The organism is Neobacillus muris, from assembly GCF_943193175.1.
Lineage (GTDB): Bacteria > Bacillota > Bacilli > Bacillales > Cytobacillaceae > Neobacillus > Neobacillus muris.
Map to the genome: position 1 here is coordinate 36,908 of NZ_CALPDF010000030.1, position 17,689 is coordinate 54,596.

Here is a 17,689-nt window from a genome sequence, read left to right on the forward strand (position 1 = left end):
AAAGTCAAAGCAGCAAATGTCTTTTTTCTATTTAAGGAGGCTTACTATACGATGGACAAAATTAATGCCGTCATTCAATACATTGATGAGCATTATCACCATGAGATTTGCAATAAACATGTAGAAGAATTGACGGGTTGTACTTTTAGTGATTTTTCGGATGAATTCCAAAGAGTGACTGGGCTCCAGTTCTTACGTTATTTGATCCGTAGGCAATTAACTCTAATAAAAGAAGAATTATGTCGTCCTGATGCTTCAAAGGATAAAAATTATTCTCCTTTTAATGGTTGGGATGAATTTTCTAATCTTTTTAAATGCGAATTCAAAACAACTGTTGATTCAGCAATTAATAATGAACACATTATTCTTCAAGAAAGAGGAAGCAGGGGGATACCGAATGATTAGAGAATGGAACGAAGCAACTATCAATAGGTTTCTAAAGGAAAAACGTGGACAAGGGGCGGGAAAAGACTACAAGCCTTGGCTGCAAATACAGGATATAAGCTCAAAAGGCCGTTCGACTCGCATTTTTGGTCAAACGACTTCAAGGGTGCATCATTTGTTGAGTGATTTGCAGTTAAATTACTTCTATTTATTAGAGTTTGATGAAGAAGTTACTGACATCAGAGAGCAATACCCCTTGCTAGATTTCCACGATCAGAATATACCAATGGATGATGATCTTGCGAAGAAATTATTTGATTCCAAGACACAGGTTCCTCATATTTTTACTGTTTCCTTTTTGGTTACTCGTAAGGGGAAAGACGGCGAGTCCTTTTATCAGGCAAGAGTAATCAAGCAATCACAAGAGTTAGAGAAAAAGGCAACTTTGCAAAGGTTGGAGCTACAAAGAAGGTATTTTGAAAAGAAAGGCATTGACTTTGGTATTGTAACAGAAAGAGAAATCAATAAGCAGTTAGCACGCAATATTGGGTGGGCATTAAATTCTTATGATATTCAAGATTACCCGCATTTAACATCTAATATGGCTATTTTGAAAGCCGACATGCTGAGCTACATATCGGATCCATCTGAGACCTTCCAAAGGATTTTTTCCCGATTGGAAAGGAATTATCAATTGAATGAAGGGTTAGGATTGATTCTGTTTAAACATCTGATTGCCACCAAAGAAGTAAAAATGGATTTGAGTAAGAAAATCAATCTGTCTAAAAAACTCGAAGATTACCAAGTGGTAGTAGTTTCTGATGTACAAGGCGGTGAACATTATGCAGTTAGCAATTAACGACTTATTCCAAAGCAGACAAAATCCGAATCTTGTTCAACGGATAGTTTGGATTGATAATGAGCATCACCTTTGCTATTGGGTAAATGTTCGTCAACCATCATTCCCATACAGTGAGGAAATACACAATATAGAATCATCTGTAGAAGGCGGTGAGCTTGTGAAGATTGAAAGTGACCCGTGGGTTTTCAATGTGGGTGAAGATGATCTTTCCAAGACAGAGATGGAGAAACGTGATAAAGCGTGGGTGGTAGTGAGTCAAATCTACATTATTCCCGACATTTTTATCCCAAAACGCAGGTCGGAACTAATAAAAGCAGCGAGTAAGGAGTTTGGAATTAGCTCCAAAACAGTTCGTCATTATCTAAAACGGTATTGGGCAAGAGGAATGGTAAAGAACGCCCTTCTTCCAGACTTTATAAATTGTGGAAAACAACAGAATAAGGAACGCCAATACACCAAGAAGGCTGGCAGGCCTACGGTTTATCAATCTTCTATTAAAAGGGCAGCCATTAGCGAAGAGTGGAAGGAAATTATTCGAATAAGCCTAGAAAAGTATTACTTTATTCGTTCCAAACCTTCCTTAAAATACGCCTATCAGCAAATGTTAAAGGAGTATTTTTCCAAAGATGATAAAGAATCAGGTTATAAAGCATTAGACGTAGATAAGCCGATCATTTCGTTTGACCAATTTTATTATTGGTATCGGAAGTGGTATAAACCCGAATATGCCATACATAAAAGGGAAGGGAGGAGGGAATTTCTGCAAAACTATCGGGCCATTACCGGATCAGCAACGGAAGACTCAATGGGGATAGGTACATATGCCATTGATGCAACCATTGGTGATATATATTTGGTTTCCTCACTGGATAGAAATACAGTGATTGGCCGCCCGATAATTTACCTTTGTGTCGATATTTTTTCTCGTGCCATAGTCGGTTTAGGAGTAGGAATTGAAAATATGTCAGGTGACTCCTTGCGGGTTGCACTTGCAAACACATTTGAAAATAAAAAGGACTTTTGCAAAAGAACGCTTGAAATGGAGATTGGAGACGGAGATTGGCCAGTACACTATATGCCACATACCATCTTGGCAGATCGTGGGAGTGAGTTAATATCTGACGATCTAACACAAATAGTTGAGAATTTAAACATAAAAATCCAGAATACTGGAAGTTTCAGACCTGAGCAAAAGGCCGTCTGTGAAAAGTACTTTCATATTTTACAAGGGCATATTTCTGCGTTCCTCCCTGGATCCGTTCAAAAGGATTATATGAAAAGAGGTGGGATGGATTATAGGAAAAAGGCGATATTAAACCTTAATGAGTATTCCCAAATTTTGGTCCGTTGTATCCTCTTTTACAACAACCATAACTTTCTTTCGGACTATCCTTTGACACAAAATATGATAGATGAAAAGATTCGACCTATTCCAATCGAGATTTTCAAGTGGGGCTTACATAAAGGAATAGGCCAGTTAAGGACAATGTCACTGGATGCAATCAGAAGTAATATTTATCCAAAATCTCAAGCAGCTACAGTGACTCCGAAGGGAATTCACTTTGGCGGTCTTTACTATACATGTTCTAAAGCTGTAAAGGAACGATGGTTTTCCAAAGCTCGTATTCAAGGGACATGGAAATTGGGTGTGTCTTATGATCCCCAAAGTATAGCAAATATTTATATTCGTATTGATCGGCAGAACTATGAAGTTTGTTCTTTAATTGAGCAATACGAAATGTATCGAAACGCAAAAGCGGAAGAACTTGTTAGCTTAAAGGAGAATAGGCGACAGCAAGAGGCTGAATTTGAGGAATCCCATACGAATGGAGCCATTCAACTAGCCCAGGATATTGAATCAATCGTTAAACAGGCGAAAGAAGAAGCTAAAAAACAATCCCTTAATGGTGAGGTTCCTAAAGATATAAAGAATATAAGGGAAAACCGGCAGAGTGAGAAGGAAATAATGAAGAAGGAAAAAGAAGTTGATGTTTATCAATTTAACTCAGAAAACGAATTGAGTTCGGTAAGTCAAGATACTGATTCGGTGAAAGTGTTGGATATTTTCCGAAGAAAACAGAAGGAAGTGTTTCAAGATGGCGAAGATTGAATTAGATAATGGGACAATAGCCCAGGTCGCCGAATATAGGGAACAGGAAATTTCAGAGTATCAAGGCAATCCTCTTATAGAGGCTTTGCCTCCTATTTATTCTCAAGAGGAAGTCATTGATTGCCTGTGCATGTATCCTCCATATAATAAGGAAGAAAGATTTTTGAATGACCATCAAAGGGTTCATCTAATTTCTAGGCTGCTTCATTATTTTCAAGCCATTCCCACTCATCTCAGGATTGAGTCATCCATATCACGGTTAATTAGAACGGGTTATACTTATCGAAATCCCGTAAGTTCAACTTATGCACAAGGTTTTGTGGATAACTGGAACAATATTCAAAAAAGGACCTTTGATGATTCAATCATTCAAACAGGTCAAACACTAAGCATAATAGGGGTTTCAGGCGTTGGAAAGACACGAACCTTACAAAGAATATTGCAAACCATTCCACAGGTAATTTCCCACGTTTCTTACAATGGAAAACCATTAAACCTATATCAAGTAACCTATTTAAAAATCGAAACGCCTTTTGATGGCTCCGTAAAAACAATAATCTATGACTTTATGTATCAAGTAGATCATCTTCTTGGCTCAAATTATTTTAACAGATATGTGTATGGTCGGCTATCAACGAGTCAGCTAATGCCCATCATGGCTCAGATTGCAAAGAATATTAATCTAGGTATGCTTATTTTAGATGAATTACAACATTTAAAAGGGGTAAAAAGCTCCAAGTCTACCCAAGTACTCAACTTTTTTACAGCATTAATCAACACGATTAACCTGCCACTTGTAATGGTCGGAACTCCAAAAGCAATGGATGTATTACAATCACAGTTTAGACAAGCCCGAAGAAGTACAAATATGGGTAATATCATGTGGGACCGTTTTGAAAAGGATGCTATTTGGGACTTATTTGTTCAGGGTATGTGGAAATATCAATGGACAAAAGAGGAAGCTCCATTTACCAATGAATTGTCCTCAATTTTATATGAAGAAAGCCAGGGAATTGCGGACATTGCCATTAAACTTTTTATGATGACCCAGTTGCGTGCTATCAGCAACGGAAAAGAAAAAGTCACAGTTTCTTTAATCAATCAAGTGGCAAAAGAAGAGTTAAAAATGGTTCAACCTATGCTTCAATCATTAAGAAATAAGGATATTAGCAAAGTAGCAAAATATGATGACTTAATGCTGCCGAATATTGAAGATTTCATGGAACAAGAACGAATCATTGTTGATCAAAAACAGATAATGGACTCCCTTAAAGAAGGGGTTAAAAGGCAAAATGAACAAACAAAATTGATTGATGATGCTGTTTATCGTTTGAGTTTGCTTGGGTTTGATTCTGAGATTGCGGGAAAAGCGGTGCAAAAGGTTACTACGGAAAGCAGTCAATTAAGAGATTTACCTCAAATCGTAAGAGAGTCCTTTATTTTATTAAATAATGGTAACGAAAGTAAGACTGAAGGAAATGAAAATGACCTAAGAACTATTGTAGACCGTGGTAAAGAACAACAACTATCTGCTTATCAAGCATTACAAAATACCGGCGTTATAAAACAAGATTACCCAGTTGGTGAAGCCTTATGATTCTACAATTTCCAACACCATATCCAGATGAACTTTTATATTGTGTAATTGCCCGATATCATATCAGATCTGGTAATATCTTTTGGAAACACACATTGGAGGACATTTTTGGAAGGAGGACAATTAGTGCCTCCGTTTTTTTGCCATCGGGAATCCAATCGCTTGTTCAACGTCTACCTCAAAACACAACTATGACTGTGCAGCAATTGATAGAAAAGCACACCATGTATCCATTTTTTACAGTGTTCTTACCAACAGAAAAGGCCCAATCTATTTATGAAGCTATGATAAGTGATGATGGCAGGAAAATCTACATGCAATCAGGGATAATGGCAAGTGGAATTCCACAAAATCAATATTTAAAATATTGCCCTTCTTGTTTTAAGGAAGACCTTTCTAAGTATGGGGAAATATACTGGCATCGTCTTCACCAGTTGCCGGGAAGTCTTATTTGTCCAAAACATGAAATTTGGCTGGAGGATAGCACAGTGCCAATTACCCACTCAAACAAACACGCCCTTATATTGCCGACTACCAGTAACTGTGATTTGGCTAAGGAAAGACAAGCAAGCGGGGATATTTTGCATCAATTAAAGGATATTGTTCTTCAGGCAGGGCTTTTGCTGAATGGGCGGTATGAAAACCGATCTTTTTCCCATTTTACAGAGTTTTATCATCATCATTTGATAAAAAGGGGATTTGCCAGTTTTAAAGGTCAAGTAAAGCAGAAAGCGTTGAATGAAGCCTTTTATGATTTTCACTCCGAAGAATTATTAGGATGCCTTTACATAGATAGTGGAGAGACACAATGGATTTCCAACTTTTCACGAAAACATCGAAAATCGTTCCACCCGTATTACCATTTGTTAATGCTCATTTTTCTGGGGTTAAATGTAGATGAGGTGTTCAAGGCGACTTCCTCTGAAAACAATCCATTTGGACATCCAAATTGGCCCTGTCTAAATGCTGTATGTCCGGATCATAAGAAGAAAGTCATTAAAGATGTAACGATTAGAAGGTGTGAAAAGACGAAGAAGCCAATTGGGAGGTTTACTTGTCCCACCTGTGGCTTTTCCTACACGAGAAAGGGAATGGACCAAAACAAAACTGATTGTTATAAGTATACTCGAATTATGGATTTTGGTTTCCTTTGGAAAAAGGACCTTCAATTTTTGTTAGATAAAGGGTTGAGTTATCGTGAAACGGCTCGGCAGTTAGGTGTGGATACTAATACCGTAATTAAATATAAAGAGGAAATGAACTCAAAAATTGAATTGAAGAAGGGTATTCAGAATACCCAGGGATTGATAAATGAGCGTCGTAGAGAATGGATGCAGTTGCAAAGGGATTACCCAGATCATTCAAAAACCCAATTGAGAAGTAAAAGTCCTGCGGTGTATGCTTTCTTATATAGAAACGATAGAAATTGGCTAAACGTGAATTCACCGGAAAAACAAAAGATGGAAACTGTAAATAATCGTGTAAATTGGCAGGAACGGGATCAAGAGATATTAAAGAAGGTTCGGGAGGTTACTGATGGATTTAAAAGAAATGCTGGTAAGCCAATAAGAATTACGGTTAAGTCACTTGGCGATGGAATTGGAGAAAGAACCTTATTGGAAAGGCATTTGGAGAAGTTACTGGAAACGAAGAAGTTCATAGAAGAAGTTTCTGAAACAGAGCGGGATTTTCGTATCAGAAGGGTAGAGTTCGTAATTCATGAAATGAGAGAGAGGGGAGAGGATATTAAGGAATGGAGGGTTCTAAGGGAAGCTGCCATTAAACCGGAATTTTATGACGAAGTAAAAGGTATTATTCATTTTTATTTATAAAATCATGTTTTTCGAATGCTTTTTGAAAAACCATGGGGGGAGAATTTTGCAGAAACTTAAAGCCGAAATAGTAATAACAATTCCAGAGGATATGGTGCTAATTACAAGAGTTGAATACGAGGAATTAAAACAGAATGAGTTGACTGGGGTCTACTGGAATATGAAGGACCTTGAGAAACGTATAAATAAGAAATCAGATTGGATAAAAGAAAATATTCTTTTCCCTTCAAGATTTAAAAAGATTCTTGATATTGATAACGGAGGATTTGTATATTATCCCGAAACAAAGGGACAACCATGGGCTTTTCAGGCTACCAAAATGGCAGAATTTCTGGAGGGGAATTTTCAAAGAATATTTCAGTTAAGAAAATAAGTATCCTAATAGATGTTTAAGTAGGGGCCTTTATGGTCGTTTTATTAAAAATAATAATATCTTTGTTTACTACAAAATGTTACATAGTGTATACTCAATGTAACAAAGGGGTGATACAATGGCTAACTACACAACTGTAAGAATTGATAATGAAACCATGGGAAAGTTAGAAGAAATTGCAGAATATCTTGAAATTAGCCTAAATATAAAGATTTCAAAAGCATCAGCCCTAAGATATGTAATCAATCAAGAATACGACCAATTACTTACAACTAGAGAGCATTTCAAATCAATATTAGAAAAAGAGCAAAACAAACAGTAAAGAGGGAGAAACTATGGAAGAATTAGAGGTTGTAATTGAACTAAGTGATATTGGCGGTGGTATTGGAATTTCCCCCAGAGGAATTGAGTCTAACTTCGAGGAGATTGAAGTGGATGAAGTAACATGGGTTGATGGAGATTGTGATATTAAAACGATTGTAACCATCAGGGGCTACCTAAATGACAAGATTGAAATGGTCATTACTTGGAATGATAAAGAAGCGGAGCGATATAAGGATAACCCTAAAGTAAACGCATTAATTGAAGAAGGGAAAGAAATTATTCTTGATAATTTGGCACATATGGCTGCATTAGATGATTTTGATGAGGAAGATGAAAATTTCGATTCTGATGATATTGCAGAATATAGCTTTTTCGAAGCACATGATGTCGATCGGAGAGGTAATGACTTATTCATTTCTGTAAAGGGTGTCGATGATAGGGAATTGGCACATTTCGGTGGGTTAGATTTGCACGTAAAAGCAGTTAAAAACCTTATTTCCAATACCAACGGAACAGATTTTTCAAGAGATAATGGTGATTTTGCAATTGAAGGAAAAGTATTTGCCCTCTACTTAAATGAAATTGGAGAATTAATGCGAAACCTTCATGTAGACAGTGATATGTTAAATGGCATATCAAATATGGAATTAGTAAAGAATTTTATGGAACATTGGCATGAAGATAATGAACTTGTAGCTATTGTGGAAAAGGACAACGAAGAAATAAGAAAAGAAAGAGAACGAATTGAAAAAGAAGAAGATGAAATATTTCAAAATATAATTAATGAAATGAAACCAAAGCATTAAATAAAGAATCCGAAGGTTTTTCGGCATTTGTCCGGCAGACCTTCGGTTTTTTTATGTAAAAATCGAAGGAATTCAATCTTGATCCGGTTCCGTCTTCAAAAAGCCTGCTAGAAGCAAGTCTAGGCAGTCCATCCATTCATCGAGCAAACATGCTGTTAAAAAAATGAGCAATCGACACAGGACACCGTATCGGGGAGTGACAGGAACCGGTATCTCAGCGATCCATTAATGTGTGCAACTGTCTCATGAAACAGATAAAACAAGGTTGTGACGGCACTTTAACGAATGATTGGGACATTTAATATCGGGGGTCTTGCCCAAAATAGAATATAAAAAACCCCTTACCGAATGGTTAGAGGTTTTAAACGAACTACGAAACTATTTATTCCATGCTCTTTTTATATTTTTTTCTATGCTTTTATTCTTAATGTCTTCGAAATTAAAGATTTTTGATGCTTTATCAAGAACTTCGGGTAGATCGTCTCTTCCAACTAACCTATTGCCTAAAAATATAACTCCACCAATTGCCAAGGTACCTAAAAATACATCTCCCCAACTGCCGAATTGAAATTCTTTTTCGCCATTTTTAATAATCATACTTGTTCCTCCCTTATTTGTTTTTTCATAGATCCGTTCCTGTTCCCTTTATGTAAATCTTGGCTGGAGTTTGCTAAAGTATTTTTACAGTCTTTTTGAGATAGCGGACTCGTTGACACCAAATTTATAGAAGTATTTTTTTAGAACGCTGATTAGTATTTTTGTAACACCCCGAATAACAACTACTTTCGGTCCCTAGTTTCCCGAATTGTCCTCGTTATTTCTAAACTTATCTTTTAGTACCATATAACCTGCAATTTCATCTTCGATTTCAAGCAACTTCATTTGATATTCCAGTTCAATTTTCTTTTTCTTTCGCTGCAAAGCATCAATGTAAGCCTCTATATCCGTTAATTCAATCGTTGCCTCCTTTAAATTTTCACCATTCGCTTTAGATTTTGCTGCTTTACTCAACAAACCAGCAGCCCCTGCTTTGGTTAAAATCTCTCCAAGATGGGGAATTATAGCCGTTAACGCTGCTGTTGCTAAAGCTCCTCCACCCAATAAAGGTGCCATTTTTGAAATAGTTGTTCCTGGTACCTTTGCTCTTTCTTGTATAAATTTATTAAGTGTTTCTTCATCAACTAAATAGCTCTTTCCATCTAGTTGAGCATCTAAATCCCCATTACGTATCCATCTTCGGACGGTTTCCTCTGAAACATTCAGTAATTCGCTTATTTCTTTTGTTGTTCGCAAATTTGTTTCCAATTCCTACACCTTCCTTTTAAATATAATGCAATCTATCAATATATAATGTGTGTATATAATATAACACACACACACACACGATGTGTGTAAATTGTCATGTTATTTTTTCTATATTTTTTTAGATGTATGATTTGATATAGAAACTTACATCGAGGAAGGCTATGCTGTTATTAGACTAACTGGCAGGTTAGCTCAAGAAGGATATTAGTTGAAGTGTGTTGAATTATAGGGGGAAATATGTGCTTTCACGAAGAGGTGAGAATGTTGGACGTTGAAAAAAAGCAATTTGCCGAAAGGGCACTTCAACATTTATTTATTGGCAGTCAATTAGATGGATTAAAATTCGGTATTGGACCAGGAGCGATTCTTATTCGATTTATGCATTATGAGTCCAGCCAACAACCAGATGATTTGTGGATTAACATTGAGTCAAAATGGACTCTTTTTCCAACAGAAATTATAGATTATCCAAACTCAGAAGATGAAATGGATGATTTAACTGAAGATGAGCAATTGAATTTAGTCTTTAAATTAAGAAGGGACAAAGTTGTAGACGTAAAATTAGGTAAAACCGTCCCACACCTCATTATGGTTTTTCAATCTGGTTTAACGATGTTTGTAAACGGTCACCACGAAATGTATGAATGTTGGCAAGTCGGAGATGGTGCTGGATATGGAGGCGACCAATGGCTGATAGTTGCTACTCCTGGGGACGATATTGCTACCTGGGCACCTAATGACTTTCAATAAAGAATACGTATCTTTTGGGGTTTTCAAATAAAGGGTAGCGTATCTTTTTGAAAAAGATGATAAAAAGCAAAAAAGACCTTGTTGAACTAACGGGTGCTTTTGTTGAATAATTAGTATGCTGCGGCAGCCTTTTTGTTGTCCTTCTAATAATCATGTCGGTTATTGTAACAAGCAAATATTTTGGTCATCATTACAAGGAGGGAAAAAGTCGCTTTTACGGAATTATTTTAATAGGATTATAAATATTACAAAATTTCAATAAAATGAGGAGGAAAACGGGAGGGAATATGATAAGTAACAATCATAATATTTGGTTTTCATTATCAGAACAATATCTCAAAACAAGTAAGCTAATAATGGAACAGATAAGAACTAATAATAACAAGTGGTTTATGATTGAAGATCATCCAATTGAATGGGATCAATATTTTGAGGCTACTAAATGGAGTGATTTTAATACATTAGTTCCTTCTATTTTTTTAATGCAACACGGATTAGAACTATTACTTAAAGGGTTCATGAAGATGTACGGAGAACAGATTCCCAGGAACCATAAAAATATGGACCAGATGTTGGGTGTTTTGAGAAAACAACATAAATTTAATGATGGTTTAATAGATTTGATGTCCAAGTATAGTGGCAGCAGTCCAAAGAATAAATTATTCACTGAATTTAATAAACTCAATAAACGCCTTAATAGTTCAAATTTCCATGTTAATATTAGATATCCAGAAGAACAAAATGGTAACGAAATAGATTTCTCTCCATTCAGATATAAGGAAAGCTCTTTGTTGTCCGAATTGGATAGAATGATCCAGGATATTGATATAATTCTTATCGAAACCGTTGAGCTAGTTAGGAATTATGAACGTGTGAAAAATCAATAATGTATTCAACTATTTTTAAACAACGTATACATGTACCGGAGGATTTTCCCTTCCTGATTTCAAAATAAGCAAATTGGAAAAATGCTAAAGAACAATCAGCGAACAGGATACAATTCGTTCCGGTTTATTTTATTCAATTAAAGCGGGCATTAGTTTAGACGAAAGATAATCATTATTACGTTCTAATTTATTTCTATTAAAATGTTTGATAATGTACGTTGTTACACCTTGAAATCTCAAGGCTTGCTGGTAGAAAAGAATAACAAAGATTTGGATTACCCTTGAATTAGAGGAGAGGTGAACAGACTTGGAGGACAAGAATAAGGCAAAACAAAATTCCGTATTTCCAAGGCTTGAAGGAATGGAAAAGATTGCTCTTGAATTGGCTAAGTTTGGGGAGCAGATTCATAATCGCTTGGAGGAAGCATGGAGAGAAACAATTGCTCCATTAGCAGAAATCAATTGGGGTAAATTAGAAAAAGATTGGAAAGACGCTGGTGAAATATTAGCTAGTAAAGGTTGGACGCTTCCTATGAATATGACCCCCGGTGAAACTATTGAATTATCCAAATTTGAAAGTCAGGAAGATCTGGACAAAGCCTTTGAAGATTACTACTCCACTGTAAATGAATTTGAGCTAATGAAGAAGGATATTCTTGAACACGAGTTTATTGAAGAATGGAAGGGCCTACTTGAACAATGCTTTGATAATTACGAAAACGGAAACCACTTGATAATTATTCCAAATTTATTTATTGTTATCGAAAATCTTGCTCACATGCTCATTACACCAAGGTTTCAAAAATACATAGCTTCAAATAAAGGAAAGAGGAGACCTCCATTAAGAGACCAGTACACAACAGTAAGACAGGAATTTGAACAAGACAAGATAGATTTAATTATTTACGTTTCTGTGATGAAATTTTTACATGAAGTATTCAAGGCAGGTAACTTTGATAAAAACACAACACGTTTTCGAATTATCAATCGAGACTGGGTATTACACGGACGGGACAATCCGAGCAATTGGAAACGAGCAGACGCTTTGAGATTGTTCCATGCAATCCACTCAATTTTGGAGTTGGACTTTCTGCTTGTGGAATCAGAGGAGAAAGTTCTTTAATGTGAGGGATACAATATGTCAGATGAACAATTACAAGAAAATATTGAAAATTATATGTATGCCGTAAACGACATACGAAACTCTATAAATGTTATACAAGGTGAAAAATATATTGAAAATCATAAAAAGACACTGTTGTTTAGCGTTATAGACTTGTTGGCAAAAGGAGTGTACGGAAATAGGCTTGGAAATAAACGAACGGATATGTTTGAGAAGTTTATTTTGGAGTTTTGTGAGTGGGAAAATGCTGAAAGAATAAGCCTGCAACAATTGGTACATTTATTGGATAAAACAGAGGAGGGGACATTCTTAAGGCTCAAGGATTTTGCTAAAACAGAATTACATAAGTATCCGGACTGTCAACCAGTTCCTTTCAGTTATGACCCAACATATGAACAATTAAAAGAACTAATGCCAAGAGGTGTTACAAATATTCTTAGAGTTGAATTAAAAAGTTTGAATCATGTCTCCTTGTTGTGGAAACTTCGAAATAGTTTAGTTCATGAAGCAAGAGCGAAAGGAGCTACTCAATTATTTGACGAGGAAGTTGAACCTCACTATATTCATTACAGCGTGTTGGGAAAAGACAGTAAAACAGGTTTAACTTTAATAACAGAAAGTTGGGAAATGTATCACCCAGTTGGATTTTTAAATAAAATGATTGATAACGCCCTACACAACGTTAAAAATTATCTTGAGGCTCATGAAATCAATCCTCGTGACAATCATGACTTTGACCCACTATGGATTGAAGTGAAAAAGGAGAAAAATCAGCATTAATTGCCCTTTTTTTAGCAATTTGACAAATGATGCTTTTACCTATTATATCTTGCCTTGCGAAGATTGTTAGATTTTACTTACACAAGATTTTCCGCAGACTCACCATAAGTGGGAAATATAAAAACTCCATCATTTGATGGAGTTAAAACGTTTTATTTTTATCTATAGATACAGTTTTACCATATAGATTACCGAAATCCACGGTGGTAAAATTGTTTATCTTATTTACTGATTTCCTTTTAACCAATCTATCTTTTATGCTTCCTTTAGGAAATGGATTGGCTAATTGACTTCTATTTAATTCATCAGTTATAACCCTAATGTTTCTCAACCCCAATCCCTCCTAAAGAATTTTAATTATGATTTCTAATCATCGTAGCAATTTTAGTATATGCCTCTCTCTCTGAATTGCTACTATTATCTGTGAGTGCACTTACGTTATTGGTTCTTCGTGATGACTTCGTATACTTTCTCCCGATTATTGACCAATCAATACGTGATAAAGAAATGCTAAGGATTGAATTTTCTTTATCTAAAGTCCAAACCTCTGTTCCTGTATTTGTATCTAAAGTATATTGCCAATCCAAACATTTGTCAATTTTAGCCAGGGAATTTATTGCTTCTAAAGCAGTGTTTGGTCGGTCATCAGGATCCACTTTCATCATATCATTAATAACTCTGCGGAGCTGTACGGGAATGTGAGGTAAATAAAAATTCCTATTCGGAAAATTTCCACTTATAATTGCCTGATTTTTTAAACCTTGACTAACAAGTTCATGATATTTCATGTGGAAGTAGTTATTCCCATTACACATTCTGTACATTGTTACTCCAGCTTGATATATATCAGCGTGGGCTGTTAAATCATCGGTGATAAAGTGCTCTGGGGGTTCTATTGGCGTATAAAACATATCTGCAGCTGCCATACTATCTTCATCTACAAACTTGGCTAACCCAAAGTCAGTCAACATCGCCCGATCTGAATCACTAATTAATATATTTGTAGGTTTTACATCAAAATGGATTAGATTTTTGGTATGAATATAATGTAATCCCATTAAGAAGTCTATAGAATATTTTATTATCTCCCTTACTGTCAAAAATCTTTGATTCATTAGAGAATTAATTGATCCTTTTTGATAAAAAGGCATAGATATGTAAACATAATCGTTATCTTGAGTTCCATAATTGATTTCTGTGATATGTGGATGGGGATAGTTATACAATATATGTGCTTCTTTAAAAAATTCATCATAGTTCATTTGACCTTTTACTATTCTTTTAATTACCACAGTGCTGTTTAGTTGTGGGTCTAAAGCTAAATAGACTTTAGAATTTCTCCCTTCCAAGCCGATTTCTTCAGTTATGAGGAATTGAAGGGTTGTATTTGTTAGAATCATTATGAACCTCCTAATCTAAATGTATACGGTAGCTATTGCCGTAATGATTGCTTCCCTTTGGATTTTTTGGTACGTTTCCCAACTTTCAAGTTCAAAAACATTACGTTCCCCTTCAATTAACTCAGTTATCTCCTCTACATCTGCATCCAAAAGAGACGCTAAGGAGTTTTTTGTTGCACAAACATAATCATTTACAGTAGAATTCGCAAATAACTCTTGTATTACACCTTCAACATTTAAACGAAATTTACTTTGGCTTAAACTTCGAGTATTTCCTTCTAGCACTTTTATGCCAGCTTTTGTTATTTCATATTCTTCTATCAAAGAAATTAAAGATGTTCTTATAAAAGATAGGCTTCTAGGTGTATCTAGGGCTAACGGAACAGTTAAAGAATCAACTGTTTTTAATGTTATTGAATCGCCATTGTTTTCAACCACGCTATAATGGACGCATTTTGGCTCAACACGTATTCCGAGTGTTCTCAAAGAAGTATCCTCCCAAATTTAGGTATATACATATATATTAATATAAAATTTCCCAACTTCAACTTCAAAAATGTTTCTAGAATTTAAAATACGGTAGATTTCCTCCTACCGACTCCTTTGTATTAATACCAATTGACTTTATCTAGGTAAATTTCATTTGCATGTTTGTTAAAGCCTGCTGGATTTCAAAAATGATGGTATTATACAGTAAAAACCTTTGAACTCATAGGAGTGTGCCAATGGGTAAAAAAAAGTACCCTGAAATCGTAAAATCGAGGTTCTGTCGGTATTTTGATGGAGAAGAGGTTCACTTATTCAGGGATAAAACAGTCATTATTTTTGGCAATTCAGATATAAAAATAGGATCTGCAATGATGACTAATCCGGGCGGTTACGAATTGGAAAGCCTTAAAGACTGGGTAGACTTTAAAAATGGAAGGGGGAATTATGACTATTTGGAAGGGGAAGATGTTCCGGATAAAACAATGGAGATAATCATAGATGTCGTCCGATTAGCTTACAATAGAGTGTACGGAACAATGCCGGATGGATACCTTCCTATCTATAACCAGTCGAACCTTGTTGAAACGGATAGCAACAAAGCGGAAGGAGTCCATATTCGTCTCCTTAAAGAACTTAAAAAATCTGAGGAAGAGAATAAATTACTAGATTCTAATGTTTACGATGAAAAAGCCAGAAGTGAATGGTTCCTTGATTCCCCATTTATAATAGCAGGATTTGCAAAAACAGCTTTCCCCAGGGAGACTGCTGAACTGCAAAAGTGGATTTCTAATAAAAAACTTACTAACATAGTTTACTCCCTTGAAAACGGAAGATGGTCACACCCGACTAGATGGTTTTATCGGCCATACCTGAAGGAACAGGCTGCTCAAAACCTAGCTTCCTTGCTTGAAAAGAAAAATAGAAATTCTAAGCATCTATCAAAACCTTGATTATGCTTAAATCCCAGTTATTAAGGGATGCAATTTCTAGGAACTATGGAGCAAGCTGTAGCCAGTAGGGAATGACAAACACTAAAAGGAAGTGTGTTTTTTGGATAAAAAAGCGATAGGAAAGACTATTAGTGAATTGTTAAATAATGCTGAATACCGAATACAAATAATAAAAGAATTAAATGAATTATATGAAAGCATTATTAATGATCTTAACTATAATGACATGGCTAAAGAAAGGGTTTTAAAGGTATTCCTACTAAGTTCATTTAATAGCTTTAATAGCTTTATTACGTTAGCAAACGAGAAGAATTACCCTGATGCTATTTTACTTTCAAGGAAGATTATTGAAATACTCATAAGACAAGAGTATTTAATTATTACTGATACATTCTCAAATTATCTTCGGGAGAAGAGTCAGGAGCAAGCGAAAATTTTAAATTCCCTTATTAATTCTCATTCTATTAAATATGTATCACAAACTGCCCTTTGGAAAATGCGTAAAGAAATCATTAAGGATTGTGAAAGTTTATACGAAGATAAAAAAAAAGGTACATTCAAAGAAACTCCTTCTGTCGAGAAAATAGCAGAGAAATCAAATTTACTTGCTTTATATAAAAAACATTATGGAACATACTCTAAATTCGTTCATATTAATATGAGCATTGAAAATTACTTTTTATATAATATCGGTGATAAATTGCAATACATAAAACCTGAAGAGGAGTTAGATTTACATATAGATATGATTAGATCTATTCTAAACGATACTATATATTGTTACTACTTGATTCTAAAGAAATATTGTCACCAGCTTGATGTTGGAAAGGAAAGAATAAAAGAATTTGAAAAGAACTATTTTGTGTTTGCTTCGTTTGATTTAGTCACAGGCCAATCTAGGTCCAATGTAGATATAGCTTACAATATTTTGAAAAACCTAACTGGTATAGAAGATATAAACAAAGAGGAGGAGGATTTAAAAGAAGAGGTCATTTTTGTAGAGAATGATGTAAATATTCTTAAACGGGAATGGACAGATTTAAAGAAGAATGTTAGAGAAAAGGAATTGGAACTAGAAGGTTTAGATAGATAAATGATAATATTTAGACATGTATAATCATAAAAAACTTGTTCAGGTTCATGATTAAAAATAACTAAGCAATTTAGTGTATCAATGAGTATTAGTTGCTTTCCTAACATCGCATCTTATATCAACCTTATAGTCTGTTGCGTTAGAAAAACCGAAAGAGCCTTTTCAGGCTCTTTACTGTTGTCAATTCTTGATGTCTTCCGTTGTATCAGGAGTATCCTTTCTAGTAGAGGGTTCATATTTGAATGACCACTTACCTACTTTCAATTCAACATTACCGCCTTTTGACATCCCATAGAAGCAGAGTGACGTTCCTGAAACAACAATAATGATAAAGAAATAAAGCACAAATGTATCCCTTGGCACAAACACCCGCCTGCAAAAAGCCCGACCCTATCCTCATTTGGATACATCATATTTCTATTAAACTAAAAAATATTGAATTAATCAATTCTCAAGATAGAACAATATTATTGTACTAAGATGGCTTAATGGAATAAGAGCTTAGAATTAGGATGCCATTCTTATTTCTCTATTCTTTTTTCTATTATATATAGCTGTAACTTTCCTCTTCCCTCTGCTACAAAGTCGGTCCCCACTGCCACATAGTCGGTACCCGACCGGTAG

The 17,689-nt window shown here is 35.2% G+C and carries 19 protein-coding genes and 1 pseudogene; 15 read left to right on the forward strand and 5 right to left on the reverse strand.

The genetic code is table 11. The features are described 5' to 3' along the window. Window positions 1–51: 51 nt before the first annotated feature. From NFS43_RS17265 to NFS43_RS17305, 9 genes and pseudogenes are all read left to right on the forward strand, one after another. On the forward strand, window positions 52–405 hold the full coding sequence (locus NFS43_RS17265) for a hypothetical protein (RefSeq protein WP_251553994.1): 354 nt from the start codon (window positions 52–54) through the stop codon (window positions 403–405). After that, window positions 398–1,243 (forward strand): TnsA endonuclease C-terminal domain-containing protein, encoded by an 846-nt coding sequence (locus NFS43_RS17270; protein ID WP_251553995.1) that lies wholly within the window; start codon window positions 398–400, stop codon window positions 1,241–1,243. Before NFS43_RS17265 ends, NFS43_RS17270 begins: the two co-directional genes overlap by 8 nt. Further along, on the forward strand, window positions 1,227–3,356 hold the full coding sequence (locus NFS43_RS17275; RefSeq protein ID WP_251553996.1) for a Mu transposase C-terminal domain-containing protein: 2,130 nt from the start codon (window positions 1,227–1,229) through the stop codon (window positions 3,354–3,356). The genes NFS43_RS17270 and NFS43_RS17275 overlap by 17 nt, the downstream gene beginning before the upstream one ends. Next, window positions 3,343–4,953, forward strand: coding sequence for an ATP-binding protein (locus NFS43_RS17280; RefSeq protein WP_251553997.1), 1,611 nt, complete (start codon window positions 3,343–3,345; stop codon window positions 4,951–4,953). Before NFS43_RS17275 ends, NFS43_RS17280 begins: the two co-directional genes overlap by 14 nt. After that, window positions 4,950–5,411: pseudogene (locus tag NFS43_RS17285) on the forward strand (TniQ family protein); the annotation flags it as partial. The gene NFS43_RS17280 and the pseudogene NFS43_RS17285, both read left to right, overlap by 4 nt. A gap of 30 nt (window positions 5,412–5,441) precedes the next feature. Continuing rightward, a complete protein-coding gene (locus NFS43_RS17290; protein ID WP_251554015.1) occupies window positions 5,442–6,785 on the forward strand; it encodes a TnsD family Tn7-like transposition protein in 1,344 nt (447 codons plus the stop codon). A gap of 46 nt (window positions 6,786–6,831) precedes the next feature. Then, the gene (locus tag NFS43_RS17295) at window positions 6,832–7,158 is read left to right on the forward strand and encodes a DUF771 domain-containing protein (protein WP_251553998.1); all 327 of its coding nucleotides are present in this window, start codon (window positions 6,832–6,834) and stop codon (window positions 7,156–7,158) included. 118 nt (window positions 7,159–7,276) lie between these two features. Then, window positions 7,277–7,480, forward strand: coding sequence for a hypothetical protein (locus NFS43_RS17300; protein WP_251553999.1), 204 nt, complete (start codon window positions 7,277–7,279; stop codon window positions 7,478–7,480). Window positions 7,481–7,493: 13 nt separating this feature from the next. After that, window positions 7,494–8,288 carry a hypothetical protein gene (locus tag NFS43_RS17305; RefSeq protein WP_251554000.1) on the forward strand — a complete coding sequence of 265 codons (795 nt, stop codon included), beginning with the start codon at window positions 7,494–7,496 and terminating at the stop codon, window positions 8,286–8,288. 378 nt (window positions 8,289–8,666) lie between these two features. Here the strand turns inward: NFS43_RS17305 and NFS43_RS17310 are convergent, their stop codons facing one another. Both NFS43_RS17310 and NFS43_RS17315 read right to left on the reverse strand, forming a co-directional pair. Then, window positions 8,667–8,885 (reverse strand): hypothetical protein, encoded by a 219-nt coding sequence (locus NFS43_RS17310; protein WP_251554001.1) that lies wholly within the window; start codon window positions 8,883–8,885, stop codon window positions 8,667–8,669. Window positions 8,886–9,080: 195 nt separating this feature from the next. Next, window positions 9,081–9,593: a helix-turn-helix domain-containing protein gene (locus tag NFS43_RS17315; protein WP_251554003.1), complete on the reverse strand. Its 513-nt coding sequence runs from the start codon at window positions 9,591–9,593 to the stop codon at window positions 9,081–9,083. 261 nt (window positions 9,594–9,854) lie between these two features. Between NFS43_RS17315 and NFS43_RS17320 the strand changes: the two genes are divergently transcribed. From NFS43_RS17320 to NFS43_RS17335, 4 genes are all read left to right on the forward strand, one after another. Continuing rightward, window positions 9,855–10,343, forward strand: coding sequence for a hypothetical protein (locus NFS43_RS17320; protein WP_420910340.1), 489 nt, complete (start codon window positions 9,855–9,857; stop codon window positions 10,341–10,343). 287 nt (window positions 10,344–10,630) lie between these two features. Beyond that, window positions 10,631–11,230, forward strand: coding sequence for a hypothetical protein (locus NFS43_RS17325; RefSeq protein WP_251554005.1), 600 nt, complete (start codon window positions 10,631–10,633; stop codon window positions 11,228–11,230). 307 nt (window positions 11,231–11,537) lie between these two features. Then, window positions 11,538–12,353: a hypothetical protein gene (locus NFS43_RS17330; protein ID WP_251554006.1), complete on the forward strand. Its 816-nt coding sequence runs from the start codon at window positions 11,538–11,540 to the stop codon at window positions 12,351–12,353. A 15-nt stretch (window positions 12,354–12,368) separates the two neighbouring features. Then, entirely contained in the window at window positions 12,369–13,133 is a 765-nt protein-coding gene (locus NFS43_RS17335; protein WP_251554007.1) for a hypothetical protein, read from the forward strand. A gap of 142 nt (window positions 13,134–13,275) precedes the next feature. Here NFS43_RS17335 and NFS43_RS17340 read toward each other — a convergent pair whose 3' ends face one another. Genes NFS43_RS17340 through NFS43_RS17350 form a run of 3 tightly spaced genes read right to left on the reverse strand, consistent with a single transcriptional unit; the run spans window position 13,276 to window position 15,019 of the window. Continuing rightward, a complete protein-coding gene (locus NFS43_RS17340) occupies window positions 13,276–13,464 on the reverse strand; it encodes a hypothetical protein (RefSeq protein ID WP_251554008.1) in 189 nt (62 codons plus the stop codon). Between the two features lie 22 nt (window positions 13,465–13,486). Beyond that, on the reverse strand, window positions 13,487–14,533 hold the full coding sequence (locus tag NFS43_RS17345; protein ID WP_251554009.1) for a serine/threonine-protein kinase: 1,047 nt from the start codon (window positions 14,531–14,533) through the stop codon (window positions 13,487–13,489). 15 nt (window positions 14,534–14,548) lie between these two features. Beyond that, a complete protein-coding gene (locus NFS43_RS17350) occupies window positions 14,549–15,019 on the reverse strand; it encodes a hypothetical protein (protein WP_251554010.1) in 471 nt (156 codons plus the stop codon). 239 nt (window positions 15,020–15,258) lie between these two features. Between NFS43_RS17350 and NFS43_RS17355 the strand changes: the two genes are divergently transcribed. Together NFS43_RS17355 and NFS43_RS17360 are read left to right on the forward strand one after the other, a co-directional pair. Beyond that, window positions 15,259–15,972 carry a hypothetical protein gene (locus NFS43_RS17355; protein ID WP_251554011.1) on the forward strand — a complete coding sequence of 238 codons (714 nt, stop codon included), beginning with the start codon at window positions 15,259–15,261 and terminating at the stop codon, window positions 15,970–15,972. A gap of 100 nt (window positions 15,973–16,072) precedes the next feature. Continuing rightward, window positions 16,073–17,065 carry a DUF5677 domain-containing protein gene (locus tag NFS43_RS17360; RefSeq protein WP_251554012.1) on the forward strand — a complete coding sequence of 331 codons (993 nt, stop codon included), beginning with the start codon at window positions 16,073–16,075 and terminating at the stop codon, window positions 17,063–17,065. Window positions 17,066–17,689 lie beyond the last annotated feature (624 nt).